Origin of the sequence: Anaerococcus sp. Marseille-Q5996, from assembly GCF_946893725.1 — a bacterium.
Classification (GTDB): domain Bacteria; phylum Bacillota; class Clostridia; order Tissierellales; family Peptoniphilaceae; genus Anaerococcus; species Anaerococcus martiniensis.
Genome location: NZ_CAMPPE010000003.1, coordinates 30,376 through 45,066, shown reverse-complemented (window position 1 = coordinate 45,066; position 14,691 = coordinate 30,376). Strand labels below are relative to the sequence as shown.

Genomic DNA, 14,691 nt, shown 5'->3' with positions numbered 1-14,691 from the left:
CTTATTCTCTTTCTTTTTCGACTACTTCGTATGCTTCCATAACATCGCCTACTTTGATGTCATTAAATCTGTTTAAGCCGATACCACCTTCATAACCATTTGCTAGCTCTTTGGCATCATCTTTAAATCTCTTCATTGAAGAAATATCTCCATCAAATATAACTACATTGTCACGAAGAAGTCTAATTTTTGCTCGTCTTGGTACTGAACCGCTTGTTACCATAACACCAGCTATAGTTCCTACACTTGGTACTTTAAATGTATCACGAACTTCTGCACGACCTAGAACTTCTTCAACAAATTCTGGATCAAGCATACCTTTTATAGCTTTTTCTACATCTTCTATTGCTTCATAGATTACACTATAAGTTCTAATTTCGATTCCATTATCTTTTGCTCTCTCCATTGCCCCTTGGGTTGGACGAACGTTAAATCCGATAATGATAGCATTTGAAGCTTGGGCTAAAAGTACATCTGATTCTGTAATACCACCAACAGCTCCAGCTACCACTGAAACTTTTACTTCTTCATTTGAAAGTTTTAGAAGTGATTGGCTCATGGCATCTACAGTACCTTTTACGTCTGTTTTTACGATGATATTTAGGTCTTTTAACTCACCTTCAGCTGCATCGCCTGATATATCTTCAAGGCTTGCACCTTTTGCCATAAGACGTTCTTCTCTTTTTTGTTCTTCTGCACGCTCTGCATAGGCTCTAGCAGTTTTTTCATCTTCTACGGCAAATAATTTATCTCCAGCTTCTGCTACATCTGATAAACCTAAGATTTGTACTGGAACAGATGGACCTGCTTCTTTGATGGAATTTCCTTTTGAGTCAAACATAGCACGAATCCTACCTGACGCAGATCCTGTAAGTACATAGTCACTTTCGTGAAGGGTACCTTTTTGTACTAGAACTGTTGCAACTGGTCCACGTGCCTTATCAAGTTGGGCTTCGATAATTAAACCAACAGCATCCCTATTTGGATTTGCTTTTAGTTCTCTCATTTCTGCTACAAGTAGGACCATTTCTAGTAAATCTTCGATTCCTTGGCCAGTTTTTGCAGAAACATCAACTGTGATGGTATCTCCACCCCAATCTTCTGATACTAATCCATGTTCCATAAGCTCTTGTTTTACTCTATTTGGATCAGATTGTTCTTTATCTACTTTGTTTACTGCAACAACTATTGGAATTTCAGCTGCTCTTGCGTGGTTAATAGCTTCTACAGTTTGAGGCATAACTCCATCATCAGCAGCAACTACAAGAATTGCAATATCTGTCGATTGAGCACCTCTCATTCTCATTTCTGTGAAGGCTTCGTGGCCTGGAGTATCTAGGAATGTGATAGGTCTACCATCTAAATCTACAGAATAAGCACCGATATGTTGGGTAATACCACCAGCTTCCCCACTTGTTACACGAGTGTTTTTAATCGCATCAAGTATAGAAGTCTTACCGTGGTCTACGTGTCCCATAACAGACACTACTGGTGCACGTGTAATTAAATCTTCTTCATTATCTTCATAATCTAGGTCAATGGCTTGCTCTTCGATTGCAGAATATTCTTGTTCTAGGGTGATTTCTTTTCCAAAATCCATTGCTATTAATTCTGCTTGTTCAAATTCGATTGGATCATTAAGACCTGCCATTACTCCAAGTTGAATTAACTTTCCTATAACTGCATTTGAATTTTCACCAATTTTTTCTGCAAAAGTTCCAACATTGATAACCTCTGGGATTTCTATTTTTCCACTAGTTTCATTTTCTTTAGCTTGTTGGTTACCTGCTTTGTTTGATTTTGATTTTCTATTTTTTTTCTTACGATTTTTATTTGGTTTATTTAATTCAAAATCGTCGTTATCATCATTGTCAAAGTTTTTCTTAGATTTTGATTTATTTTGATTTTTAGATTTATTTGACTTTCCGATTTTTTGTTTTGATCCGTGCATGCTTTCATCATCATCGTATTCATCCATTTCATCGTACTGGTCGTTATTACTAGTATTAATATTTTTCATATTTGATTTTTTAGCTGTAATCTTATTTGATTTTTTGTTGTTTTTAGTTTCTCTATCTTTTTTTCTATCTTCTTTTGGTTTTTCTTTTGAGTCTTTTGTTTTTTCTTGGTTAGAATCTTCTTTGAAATATTCTTTAATAAGCTCAAGATCATCACCACTTACATTTGACATGTGGGATTTAATTCCTAAACCAAATTCATTATTCAAAAGTTCAACCATTTCTTTTGCTGGCATTCCTTGTTCTTTTGCTAGTTCGTAAACTCTTATTTTATCAGCCATCTATTTCACCTCATTTTACTTCATAAGCTTCTAACTCCTCGTAAAGTTTGTCATCTATTTTTTGTTTAAATACACGATTAAGCTTATTATTTTTCTTAACATCTGAAAGACAATCACTATTTTTACAAATATATGCGCCTCGTCCGTTAAGTTTTCCACTTTCATCAATAACAACCCCTAATTCCTTGTTATTTACAACTCTTAGAAGGTCGTTTTTATCGAAAAGATTTCCGCAATTAATACATTTTCTTTGGGGAATCTTTTTTGTCTTCTTCATTTTTTACTGATCCTCTTCTTCTTTGTCACTTTCCCTGTTTGGAACAAGGTCAGATTCATCAGTATAAACTTCATCTAATTCACTATCTTCTATTTCGATTTGATTAGTTAATTCATCGTTTTGATCATCATAGATTTCTTCTAATGTATCACTTGTAATATCTTCAAGCTCTTGATCAGAAAGTTCTTCACTGGCTTCTTCTATGATTTTCTCATCTTCAGCTGCCATATCCTCAGTGATTTCATCTGGGTTATCAATTAAATTTTCATCTATGATAGCATCTTCTTCCATCTTCTCGTTTAAACCTAAAATTTCATCGATATCTTCATTTGTCATAGTATCGAAATCTTCTTTTGATTTTATATCTATTTTCCAGCCTGTAAGTCTTGCTGCAAGTCTTGCGTTCTGCCCTTCCTTACCAATAGCAAGGGATAGTTGTTGGTCATTTACCACAACTAGAGATTGTTTATTTTTTTCATTTGTCAAAACTTCAATTATATCTGCTGGAGATAGGGCATTTGAAATGAATTCTTCTATGTCCTTGTTGTAATTTATAATATCTATTTTTTCATTTTGAAGCTCTTCAACTATTGAATTTACACGAGCTCCCTTATATCCAATACAAGCGCCAACTGGGTCTATTGCTTCATCGTTTGAGAAGACTGCAATTTTTGTACGAGATCCAGCTTCACGGGCAATTGAGTAAATTTCAATCACCCCTTCAGTAATTTCTGGTACTTCTAGTTCAAAAAGTCTTGTAACAAGATTTTCACTTGTACGAGATAGGATAATTTGTGGTTCTTTTGATGAATTTTTAACATCTTTTATTAGAAATTTCATCCTTTCATTTGGGATGTATCTCTCATTAACAACTTGTTCCTTAACTGGAACAATCCCTTCTATTTTATCTAAGTTTACATAAAGATTATAATTATCTTGTCTTTGGATAGTTCCTGTTATCATTTCATTTTCACGATCTAGGTACTCTCCATAAACAGAATCTCTTTGGGCATCTCTAATTTTTTGGATAACAATATTTCTAGCAGTTTGTGCTGCAACTCTGCCAAAGTTTTTTGGAGCAATTTTTATTCTTGCAACATCACCTATTTCTAGATTGCTATCAACTTCTTCTTTTGCTTCTTTTAGAGAAATTTCGTTGATGTTATCATTTACATCATCTACAACTTCTCTTAAAGCAAAAACCTCTATATCCCCTGTTTGCTTATCAACTATGACATCTACATTTTCTGCATTGTCATAATTTTTTTGATAACTTTTTACTAGGGCTTTTTCTAACGCATCTAAGATGACATCTTTATCAATGTTTTTATCCTTTTCCAGCTCTTCTAAGGCTAGTATAAACTCTTCATTCATATGTTCTCCTTAAAACACAATCTCAATTTTTATTTGCTTGATATCTTCTTTTTCTACTTCTATTTCCTCATCTTCATTAAGAGTAAAAACATAAGTTTTTTCATTTATTTCATCTATGTGACCTAGAAAACTTTCTCCATTTTTCATAGTTACTTTTAAAAGTTCGCTAGCATTTCTTTCTAGGTCCCTATCTGTTTTTAATGGTCTTGATAGGTCTTGAGAGGAAACTTCTAGGTAATATTGGCCCTTGATAAGGTCAAGTTCATCTAATTTCTCATCTAAAAAAGTACTAACTTTTTCACAATCATCGATTGTTATGCCATCTTGGTCGTAGATAAAAAATGTCAATGTTTTACCATCTTTTGTTGTTCTAAATTCTATATCAACTAATTCGTATCCTAAGTTATTAATATCATCTTCAAAGGTTTCTTTTAGGTTTGTTATTAAATCCATCTTACCATCCTTTGCCTATACAGATTAAAAGAGCGGATACCTTGCCCACTCTTTGATAGAGATATTATACTGCAATGCTTACTTTATTCAATAATATATAATCTAATGCAAGCTCAGCTTTTATTGATAAATTTTTTACGAAAAATTTGCTTTTATCTCTTAATTAAGTTTATAATATAGCTACATAATACATATTATTATTAGGAGGTTTATATGGTATTATTTTTAATTGGTATTTTTATCCTCTTAGTTGGTGGTTACTTTTATTCAAAATATGTTGAAAGCCAACTAGATTTAGATGATAGACCAACACCAGCAGTATCAAAAGCTGATGGTATCGACTTTGTTGCTATGCCAAAATGGAAAAACTGGCTAATTAACTTACTAAATATTGCAGGTACTGGCCCAATCTTAGGACCTATCCAAGGTATACTTTTTGGAAAAATTGCCTTTTTAGCAATTCCAATTGGTTGTGTTATAGCAGGTGCTACTCACGACTTTTTAGTAGGTACTATGTCAATGAGAAACGGTGGAGCTCAAGTTCCAAAACTTGTAGGTAAATATTTAGGTAATGGTACTAGAAAAATTTATAATGTAGTTATCGGAATCTTACTTCTATTAACAGGTACTGTTTTCGTTTACACACCTGGGGACTTACTTGCCAATGATATAATTGGTCTTTCTGAAGGCTCTCAAGGAATTTGGATTATATATGGTGTAATATTTGCTTACTACATTCTTTCTACAGTACTTCCAATTGACCAACTTATCGGTAGAATCTATCCTCTATTTGGTGCATTTTTAATTATTTCAGCTATCGGAGTTTTATTTGGAGTTCTTACAAAAGGTGCATCTCATTTAGAATTTCAAGGTGCTGGATACTTAAGTGAACATCCACTTGGTCAAAGGTTTATACCAGCATTCTTTATTACTGTCGCTTGTGGTATCCTTTCTGGTTTCCATGGTTCTCAAGTTACACTTGTTTCAAGAACTGTTGCAAGCGAAAGAGAAAATAGAGCAACATTCTACTCAACAATGATTGCTGAAGGTATCATTGCTATGGTTTGGGCTGCTGGTGCAATGGTAATATTCTCACAAGGAATCGTTCCATTAGATACAAGAGCTACTTTAATGGTAGGAGAAATTTCAAAATATTTCATGGGTAATATTGGTGGTCTTCTAGCAATTATCGGGGTTATCGTACTTCCAATCACATCTGGAGATACTGCATTTAGATCATTAAGATTAATCGTAGCTGAAGAATTAAATATCGATCAAAAAGTTCCTGCAAAAAGAATTGCTGTTGCTGCAGTACTATTTATCCCAGCTATCCTAATCCTAGTATGGGCTAAAAATGATCCAAACGGATTCAACTTATTGTGGAGATACTTCGGATTTACAAACCAATTAGTAGCAATCTTTGCTCTAGCAACTGCAACAAGCTATCTATTAAATAACCATAACAATTACTGGATTGCATTAATACCAGAATTATTCTATGCATTCATAGTATTTGCATTTATCATTTCTGATAAGGGAGTAGGATTTGGTGCTGATTATAATATTGCATACATCTTAGGAGCAATTATCAGTTTAGTAATAGCTGTTCTAACAGTTAGGAAAGCTCGTAAAAATCAAGATAGAATTGCAAATATCATATTAAACTAAAATAAAAATTGGGGAGAACTATTCTCCCCCTTTTTTAAAGGATACAAAATGAGATTTATATATACAAAAAAAGCAAGAGATTATATAAAGAAAAATAATATAGAAAAAATCTTTATAAGAGAAGATATCGAAAGAGGAATGGGTTGCTGTGATTTAGGATCTATAAAGTTAAAAATAAGTCAAAAGGGAGCTAATGAAGATAAATTAAAAAAAGAATACTCCGGGATAGTAACCACTTATTATGATCCAAAACTTGACTCCCTACTTATGAACTATCCAGAGGTAGAAATATCAGTTTTTGGCATAGGTAAGATAAAAAGTTTTTATACAGCAACAGAGTTTTCACCTTTGAATTCATAAAAAAATTCCATTTATAAAAAAATGGAATTTTTTATTTGCTATTTATTTATGTCTATCATCCTATCACATTTTTTAGCTATATCCATGTCATGGGTTACAACTAGTATCGTTTTATTATAATCATTTCTTAAACCTAAAAGTAAAGAAAACACTTTGTCACTCATCTTTGGATCTAATGAACCAGTTGGCTCATCTGCCAAAATCAAATCACCAGGTTTTAAAATACACCTAGCAAGGGCTACTCTTTGAGCTTCTCCCCCTGATACAGTATTTGCCTTTTGGTCTATTGTATCTAAAATATCTAGTCTATCTAATACCTCACTTATTTTTTCAAATTTCTCCTCATCTTTTATATCTACATACTCCATAGCTAGCTTTAGATTTTCCCTAACAGTTTTTTCACTTATCAAAGCATTTGTTTGAAAAAGATAATTTATTTCATTTCTCCTTAATAATGTAGCTTCTTTACTATTAAGATTAGGAAGTTTTTCTCCTTTTAGTAAGATCTCTCCACTATCATAAGTTTCTAAAAGTCCAATCATATTTAAAAGAGTTGATTTGCCTGATCCACTTTTTCCAACTATCGCTACTATCTCATTTTCATCTATTGAAAATGATAAATCATCTATTATTTTTCTATTACCATAAGCCTTAGAAATATTATTTAATTCTATGTGTTTCATTTTTATCCCCTATTTTAAAAACTCTACTAGCATTTCAAACTGATTTTTATTGGTAAACTTTTTTAATAGCATTAGCTCAATTATAGCAAAAATGATACCAAAAGATATACCAAATATTGACCCATTAAATATTGCAATTATTAAGTTTATAATACTTGCAACTATAACCATTATATAAATTGTCTTATATATTTTTTTATTATCATAGCCTAAGAACTTTTTGATATTTACTTCTTCTAGGTAGATCTCCCTATAAAGGTTTATGAGTGCAGATAATATCGCTGCCGATATCCCAAAAAATAGTAGTCCAACTAATAAAAATGTAAAGATAGCTTGAGTTAGACTTCTAATCATGCCACCTATCAGTTCTCTTATTTGAACAAATTCAGGTTTATTATCATCAATATCATATTTTTTATAGTATTCATTATTTACAAACTTATCATAAGCCTCTTGATTTAATTTTATTTCTGAATTAGTTTCTCCACCAGTTACTAAATTTAATGTTTCAAGAACACTCATATTATTAGTATTAACATAGTTTATAACTGGATTTTTAGATGTAACCGGAAATTCTTCACCAAACATTTCATCATCAATGTTGCTTGGATAGGCAAAATAATCTTTATTATTATCATAGCTAAAGAACTTAATCCCTTTAAACTTTATATCAAAATTTTCCCTATCGCTATCATCAGTGTCATCAAGAAACATTTTTTCATCCATCTCTGTTAAAGATGTCTCCAAGGACTTTCTATCTTCTTTTGAAAAACTTTTTGGTATCAGATAAACTCTATAACCTTCATTAGCAAAATTTTCCATTTCATCTGTCACTTTTACTTGCATATCATCTTCTATATAATTTTTATTAGCAGTAAATAAGAGATAAGAAAAATTAGGTGCATGATTATATAGCCCCATTTCTTTCACTTCTTTATTCCAATTTTTTCTACGAAAGTCTGTACTTATAAATTTAACTCCATCCTCATTTTCTATAGACTCATAAAATTTATAAAAATCTCTGTGAAAACTCATAGGAGTACGAGAGTGATCACCCTCAAAATCATCTCCTTCGTAAAAAGAAGTACTTACATAATAATCAGATACATTTTCCCATTCATTTTTAGTAACTATCTGATCTTTTAACTCGATTATCATATTATCTATATCCATAAAGGATAAGGCACTTGTTGAAGTATTAAATATCATAAATAAAATTATGCCAAAAATAAGTAAGCCCTTTTTTGATGTCCTGCCATGGATAGCATCTATTGGCTTAACAGTTCTTAAGATTAGTGATATTAAAAATTCAAAAAGTAAAAATATAGCTAGATTTATTATCCCTGCTAGCAAAAATACCGAGTAAAATTTTAAAGTATTAAAGCTTCCCATAGTTAAGATAAAGCCATAGGGAATAAATAAAAGTGGTGAAAAATATGCTATTTTATTTATAGGTTCGTATATACTTTTTATATAAGATTTTTTAGACCAACCTTGGAGCAGGTAGACTCCCATATCTTTTAGTGAAGCCACAGTTGTAGTTGTTAAAATTGTGATGATTACTAGAGTCAAAATTGCATAGATAATTATAAAACTAAGAGAAAATCCGCCTCCCATTACAGCCGAGCCACCATTTGAAGTTTTAATCTCATCTACACTTAGGCCGGTTACTTTAGATAAACCTTCATAAAATCTATTTACACCTTTATCATCTAGACCAACTAGCTTATATTCGCCGTTAAACCCTCCAATTTTTCCAGTTCCAGTTAAATTTATAAAAAAATAACTATCCCCTAAAATAAATCTAGGAGTGGACTCTATCATACTATAATCTCCTTCTAGCAAACCAATAGTCCCACCCTTATCTAAATTTTTAAAACTATTATCTGAAGCATATTGCTTGTCTAGAAATTCTAAATTTAATTTTTCTTTATTAGCTTCGTAGTCCCCACTCATCCAGTATCCGTGTAGTAACTTTCTTCCAGTATAGTCAGTACCTTCGACTTTTTTTATCATTAGTGCCTGGTTTTCCTTTAAAAAATCATCTATGTAATCTCCTACTTCATTGCCTTTAGTTATATCAATATTATTTATAGAGACCTCTTTGTAATCGCTAACTAAATTATCAAAATTTTCCGTATATTTTTGATCTAGATAAAGGCTTGTTACTACAGCAAATATTATTGATTGTATGACTATCAAAACTATAAGTAACTTGTCACTTATACTCCTTTTCATAATAACCTCCAAATTCAATAGCACTAGTGTGTTATGTTTAGTATAACACCTTACTTATAGTAAGTCAATCATTTTTATTTTTATCAAAATATATATTAGAAATTCTAAATAAAAAATTAAAACAAAAAAACTGCTATTATAAAAATAGCAGTTTAAAACTAAAACATCCCATCAAATAAGCTCATTTGATTTTCTTCTTGGATGCCATCTATGATACCAAAAGTTTTTAGGCTTTCTAGAGCATTTTTATTTACTTTTGTTCTTTTATTAAAATCCTCAATAGATATGAACTCTCCCTTTTCTCGTTCTTCTACTATATCTAGAGCCATAGCCTCTGATACATTGTCTACAGAACTTAAAGGTGGAATTAAGTATCCATTTTCTTCGTTTAGTATAAATTTTATAGCATCTGATTTGTACAAATCAGCCTTATCAATTTTAATATCTCTGGCATACATTTCTTCTGCAACTTCTAATACTTTTCTTACATCCTTATCCCTTGCAGTAAGGTCAAATCTTTCACCATATGATTTGATTGCAACTTGGATAGATTCTAGGCCATTTATGATAATTGAATATACAAAATCATTTAGTTTGGTATTAAAATATGTGGCATAAAATGCGGCTGGGTAATAGACTTTAAAATATGCAATCCTATAAGACATCAAGCAATATGCAACTGCATGTGCCTTTGGGAATAGATATTGTATTTTTAGACAAGATTCTATATACCATTCAGGTACACCCTTATCTCTCATATAGTCTACTTGTTCTTCTGACAAAGCCCTACCCTTTCTAACAATCTCCATAATTTGGAAGGATTTTTTCTTTTCCAGTCCTTGTTGGATAAGGGAGTTCATGATGTCATCACGGGTTGAAATAATTTGGTCAAATCCTGCTGTGCCATCTCTTACAAGATCTTGGGCGTTATTTAACCAAACATCAGTCCCATGGGAAAGACCAGAAACTCTTGTCATTTCAGAAAATTTGCTAAGTTTTATATCCTTTAGCATACCCCTTACAAAAGATGTTCCAAATTCTGGTATACCAAGTGTACCAATCTCATTATTTGAAAAATCGTGCTTAATATCCAAAGTTTCTGTAGAAGAAAATATCTTCATAACATTTTGGTCATCCATTTTTATTTTTAGGGGATCAACACCAGTCATATCATAGAGGGCACGTATAATTGAAGGCACATCATGGCCCAGCAAATCTAGTTTTAGCAGAGTTTCGTGCATCATATTGTAGGTAAAGTGGGTAGTTTTTATATCACCTGCTGGATCATCTGCAGGATATTGGATAGGTGTTATATCAAAAATATCTATATCATTTGGAACAACAATCAGTCCACCAGGGTGCTGGCCAGTTGTTCTTTTTACATCCTTAAGCCCACGTTGAATTTTTCTAATTTGTGCATTGGTAAATTCCTGGCCATATTCTTCGGTGTATTTTTTGATATAACCAAAGGCTGTGTTGTCTTGGATAGCTCCAATAGTTCCAGCACGGAAAACTTTGCCCTCACCAAATAATTCCTCTGTAAATCTATGGATAGTTGCTTGGTATTCACCAGCAAAGTTTAAATCTATATCTGGTTCCTTATCCCCTTCAAAACCTAAAAACACCTCAAATGGTATATTGTGGCCATCTTTTGCCATCAATGTCCCGCATTCAGGGCAGTCCTTATCTGGATAGTCTATACCAGATCCAAGTCTATCTTCTTCGAAAAACTCACTGTGTTTGCAGTTTGGGCAAACATAGTGGGGAGAAAGTGGATTTACCTCTGTAATATCAGCCATAGTTGCTGCAAAAGAAGAACCAACCGATCCCCTAGATCCTACTAGGTAACCATCCTCGTTTGATTTTCCTACTAGGTCTTTGGCAATAATATAAAGAACTGCATAGCCATTGGAAATAATGGAATTTAATTCCTTATTTAACCTATCTTCAACAATTTTTGGCAGTGGATTGCCATATATTGAATAAGCTTTTTCAAAGCAAGTATTTCTTAGTTTTTCATCTGACCCATCAATTACCGGTGGGAATGTGCCTGGAGGAATAGGTCTAATGTCCTCAATCTCATCGGCAATTTTTTTTGGATTTTGGATTACAATCTCTCTTTGAGTATCCTTATCCAAATATGAAAAACCTTCTAGCATTTCATTTGTAGTTCTTAAATAATATAATGGTTCATTTTCATGGTATCTAAAATATTGGCCCTTATGGAGAATATTTCTTAAAATATAATCATCTGGCTTAAAATATCTCACTCCTCCAGTAGCCGCCACTAATTTATTATTTGCCTTTGCTAGTTCAATTATTTTTTTGTTTATGTCTATAACTTGGTCTAGATTTCTAACCCTTCCTTTAGAAACTTCATCTGCAAATATTCCTAGAGGTTCCACTTGGAAAAAGTCAAATAAATCTACTAATTCATCTATTTTTTCTTGAGGATAATCATTAACTAGGTAGTTAAAAAGAAGTCCCTCATGACCACCAGAACCTATAATTAGCCCTTCCCTATATTCTTTTAGAAGTGAAATGGGTGTCTTTGCTTCATTGTGGAAGTTCTCCATCCTTGATTTGGAAATTAATTTATATAAATTTTTTAAACCAATTTCATTTTTTGCATAAACAAGGGCAGAAAAGTTTTCAAACTTGGCCTTTGGATAATGAGTTTCAAGCTTATTTATAGTTGATAAATCAAGGTCTTGTTCCATTATCATCTTATACATCTTGATAAAAATTTGAGCTGTTGCCCTAGCATCATCACTCGCTCTGTGATGGTTAAAGGCTGGTATATTTAATTTTTTGGCAATTTTATCAAGTGAAAATCTGCCCATATCATCAAAAAGTGCACGGGCCATAGGCAAGGTATCCATATAGATTGGATCAAAATCTAAATTTAAATTTCTCGCATTTTCTCTTACAAAACCAATATCAAAGTCTGAATTTTGACCTACTAATATAGCATCTCCCGCAAAATCCAAAAACTTAGGCAAAATTTCATCAATCTTTGGCTTATCCATTACCATTTCATTTGTAATACCAGTTAGCTCAATAACTTTTTCTGGTATTAATTGTTCTGGGTTAACAAGTTCATTAAATTCTTCTGTGATTTCTCCATTTTTAACTCTAACAGCACCAATTTCTGTAATCTTATCAGCAAATCGTGAAAGACCTGTGGTTTCTAAGTCAAATACTACAAATTCCTGATCTTTTATATCCTTTGTAGTAGGAACAGGATTAGATGAAAGGTTGGTTAAAATTCTTAGTTCATCTTCTACAAGCAAAAGTTCAGCACCCGGTAACATTTTTTTTCCAGTCTTGCTAATTGCTGAGTATAAGTCTGGCAGACCCTGCAAGGTTTGGGTGTCTGTAATACCAATTGCATCCCATTCCCACTCGCCAAGTACTTTTAAAATGTCAGAATTGTCCACAAAACCATCTAGGTTTGTCATCTTTGTGTGGACTTCTAGTTCAATTCTTTTTTCATAGGCTGTGTCGATTTTCTTGCTAGTAACTGCTTCTTTTAAGATATTTGCTGTAAAAATTTCTTCGTGGGCATAATCATCATAGTTTAGCACACCCTCTACTTGGACACACACACCATTTCTTAAAAGTCTTAGTTTTTCTTTATTCTTCTCAGAAGAAAATATCTTACAAGAAATGGCATCAGTGCTATCTTCAAGGTCAAAGGTGAATATAAAATAGTGATTTTTTGTTTCAAAAACATCTAAATTATAAACCGTTCCGATTAATGAAACTCGCAGTCCTTTTTTATCGTAAATTTCAGATATATTTATCACATCATTTTTAATCTTGCCGCCATAATCAAGCCCGTCAACAGGCTCAATTTCCTTGACTTCTTCTTTGTTGTTGTGACTGATGGCATGGCTAATACGAGCTTGGAGGTCCTTTTCCTTTTGATCTATCAAATCAGAAATTGGATCCTCATCACAATTATCAGATGTTTTTTCAGTCATTTCCTTGGTCTGAGGCCCTAAATCCTTGTCCTCTATAATTTCTACTTCGTTTATACTAGTATCTTCATCATTTCCACAAATATCCTTATCAATATCTGGAGAAATATTTATAAACTCAATTGTAAGAGTTACAAATGACAAAAAATCATCAAGCTCTGCCCTCACCTTATCATCAAAGTGGTCTAAATCAGACTCGATTGTTAATTTTAATTCATTTTTATTTTTATAATAAATGGCATTTGTAATAGTGTATTCATTTTCTTTGATGTCAACAAATTTGCTTAAATCAATCTTCATTCTTATAGCTTTCTTTTAATACATCTAAAAGTGTATCTACTATTTCATCTTCCTTTACTTTTTTAATTGTCTTTCCATCTTTAAATAAAAATCCCATGCCATTTGCAGCAGAAATTCCATAATCAGCTTCTTTACTTTCCCCAGGTCCATTTACTGGACAACCCATAATTGCAACTTTAGCATCTATATTTAAGCCAGCTGCTTTTTCTTCTACTTCCGCCACTATTTCTTCAAGGTTGACTGTAGTTCTTGAGCAAGTTGGGCAAGAAACTATATCCAGACCGTCACGGCGTAAATTTAAAGCTTTTAGGATTGCTTTTCCAGCTTTGATTTCTTCAACCGGATCACCCGTTATTGAAACTCTGATTGTATCACCAATGCCATCTTTTAGTAAACATCCAATACCTATTGATGATTTTACAAGGGCTTGGTAAAGTGGTCCTGCTTCTGTAACTCCTAAATGTAGAGGATAATCTACTAGTGAAGATAGTTTTCTATAGGCATCTATCATAGTATTTACATCCGATGATTTTACAGAAATTTTCATATCATAAAAGTTCATATCTTCTAGAATTTTTATCTCTTCCATAGCACTTGCTACAAGACTATCAGCATTTACTCCGCCAAATTTATCTACTATTTCACGGGAAATAGATCCAGAATTTACACCGATTCTTATTGGTATGTTTTTTTCCTTACATGCTTCAACAATTTCACGCACCTTATCTTCACTACCAATATTGCCAGGATTGTACCTTAGGCAATCGCAGCCATTTTCAACTGCAGCTAAGGCTAATTTGTAATCAAATTGAATGTCTGCAACAAATGGTAAATTAGTTCTTTTTTTGATTTCACTAATTGCTTTTGCATCATCCATATCATTTATAGCTGATCTTGAAATATCACATCCTGCCTCTTCTAAATCATTAATTTGCTTGACAACTGCATCAATGTCACTTGTTTTTGCTGTAGTCATTGATTGGATAGAAATAGGAGAGTTACCTCCAATTGCAACATCTCCTACATAAATTTTTCTAGTTTCTCTTCTCATTACAT

General features: G+C 32.5%; 10 protein-coding genes. 2 read left to right on the top strand and 8 right to left on the bottom strand.

Translation table 11 applies throughout. The features are described 5' to 3' along the window. Position 1: 1 nt before the first annotated feature. From infB to rimP, 4 genes are read right to left on the bottom strand one after another with little or no spacing between them, the layout of a single operon-like run. Positions 2-2,299, bottom strand: a complete 2,298-nt coding sequence (gene infB, locus OC526_RS04585) for a translation initiation factor IF-2 (protein ID WP_262122414.1) — start codon at positions 2,297-2,299, stop codon at positions 2-4. 10 nt (positions 2,300-2,309) lie between these two features. Continuing rightward, the gene (rnpM, locus tag OC526_RS04580) at positions 2,310-2,576 is read right to left on the bottom strand and encodes an RNase P modulator RnpM (protein ID WP_262122413.1); all 267 of its coding nucleotides are present in this window, start codon (positions 2,574-2,576) and stop codon (positions 2,310-2,312) included. Positions 2,577-2,579: 3 nt separating this feature from the next. Continuing rightward, positions 2,580-3,950, bottom strand: coding sequence for a transcription termination factor NusA (nusA, locus tag OC526_RS04575; protein ID WP_262122412.1), 1,371 nt, complete (start codon positions 3,948-3,950; stop codon positions 2,580-2,582). A gap of 9 nt (positions 3,951-3,959) precedes the next feature. Then, the gene (rimP, locus tag OC526_RS04570) at positions 3,960-4,403 is read right to left on the bottom strand and encodes a ribosome maturation factor RimP (protein WP_262122411.1); all 444 of its coding nucleotides are present in this window, start codon (positions 4,401-4,403) and stop codon (positions 3,960-3,962) included. A gap of 213 nt (positions 4,404-4,616) precedes the next feature. Here rimP and OC526_RS04565 point away from each other — a divergent pair, with 213 nt between their 5' ends. Both OC526_RS04565 and OC526_RS04560 read left to right on the top strand, forming a co-directional pair. Further along, positions 4,617-6,071: a carbon starvation protein A gene (locus OC526_RS04565; protein ID WP_262122410.1), complete on the top strand. Its 1,455-nt coding sequence runs from the start codon at positions 4,617-4,619 to the stop codon at positions 6,069-6,071. 48 nt (positions 6,072-6,119) lie between these two features. Then, positions 6,120-6,431, top strand: coding sequence for a hypothetical protein (locus OC526_RS04560; RefSeq protein ID WP_262122409.1), 312 nt, complete (start codon positions 6,120-6,122; stop codon positions 6,429-6,431). A 38-nt stretch (positions 6,432-6,469) separates the two neighbouring features. Here OC526_RS04560 and OC526_RS04555 read toward each other — a convergent pair whose 3' ends face one another. The 4 genes from OC526_RS04555 to ispG all read right to left on the bottom strand — a co-directional run bounded on the left by OC526_RS04555 (position 6,470) and on the right by ispG (position 14,686). After that, the gene (locus tag OC526_RS04555; protein WP_262122408.1) at positions 6,470-7,114 is read right to left on the bottom strand and encodes an ABC transporter ATP-binding protein; all 645 of its coding nucleotides are present in this window, start codon (positions 7,112-7,114) and stop codon (positions 6,470-6,472) included. A 9-nt stretch (positions 7,115-7,123) separates the two neighbouring features. Further along, on the bottom strand, positions 7,124-9,352 hold the full coding sequence (locus tag OC526_RS04550; protein ID WP_262122407.1) for a hypothetical protein: 2,229 nt from the start codon (positions 9,350-9,352) through the stop codon (positions 7,124-7,126). A gap of 158 nt (positions 9,353-9,510) precedes the next feature. Further along, positions 9,511-13,635, bottom strand: coding sequence for a PolC-type DNA polymerase III (locus tag OC526_RS04545; protein ID WP_262122406.1), 4,125 nt, complete (start codon positions 13,633-13,635; stop codon positions 9,511-9,513). Continuing rightward, positions 13,625-14,686 (bottom strand): flavodoxin-dependent (E)-4-hydroxy-3-methylbut-2-enyl-diphosphate synthase, encoded by a 1,062-nt coding sequence (gene ispG / locus OC526_RS04540; RefSeq protein ID WP_262122405.1) that lies wholly within the window; start codon positions 14,684-14,686, stop codon positions 13,625-13,627. The genes OC526_RS04545 and ispG overlap by 11 nt, the downstream gene beginning before the upstream one ends. Between the last annotated feature and the right edge of the window lie 5 nt (positions 14,687-14,691).

Excerpts from the sequence above, each read along its gene's own strand:
- OC526_RS04565 (WP_262122410.1), top strand. The coding sequence starts at position 4,617 with ATGGTATTATTTTTAATTGGTATTTTTATCCTCTTAGTTGGTGGTTAC.
- OC526_RS04545 (WP_262122406.1), bottom strand. The coding sequence starts at position 13,635 with ATGAAGATTGATTTAAGCAAATTTGTTGACATCAAAGAAAATGAATAC.
- rimP (WP_262122411.1), bottom strand. The coding sequence starts at position 4,403 with ATGGATTTAATAACAAACCTAAAAGAAACCTTTGAAGATGATATTAAT.
- OC526_RS04560 (WP_262122409.1), top strand. The coding sequence starts at position 6,120 with ATGAGATTTATATATACAAAAAAAGCAAGAGATTATATAAAGAAAAAT.
- ispG (WP_262122405.1), bottom strand. The coding sequence starts at position 14,686 with ATGAGAAGAGAAACTAGAAAAATTTATGTAGGAGATGTTGCAATTGGA.
- OC526_RS04550 (WP_262122407.1), bottom strand. The coding sequence starts at position 9,352 with ATGAAAAGGAGTATAAGTGACAAGTTACTTATAGTTTTGATAGTCATA.
- nusA (WP_262122412.1), bottom strand. The coding sequence starts at position 3,950 with ATGAATGAAGAGTTTATACTAGCCTTAGAAGAGCTGGAAAAGGATAAA.
- infB (WP_262122414.1), bottom strand. The coding sequence starts at position 2,299 with ATGGCTGATAAAATAAGAGTTTACGAACTAGCAAAAGAACAAGGAATG.
- OC526_RS04555 (WP_262122408.1), bottom strand. The coding sequence starts at position 7,114 with ATGAAACACATAGAATTAAATAATATTTCTAAGGCTTATGGTAATAGA.
- rnpM (WP_262122413.1), bottom strand. The coding sequence starts at position 2,576 with ATGAAGAAGACAAAAAAGATTCCCCAAAGAAAATGTATTAATTGCGGA.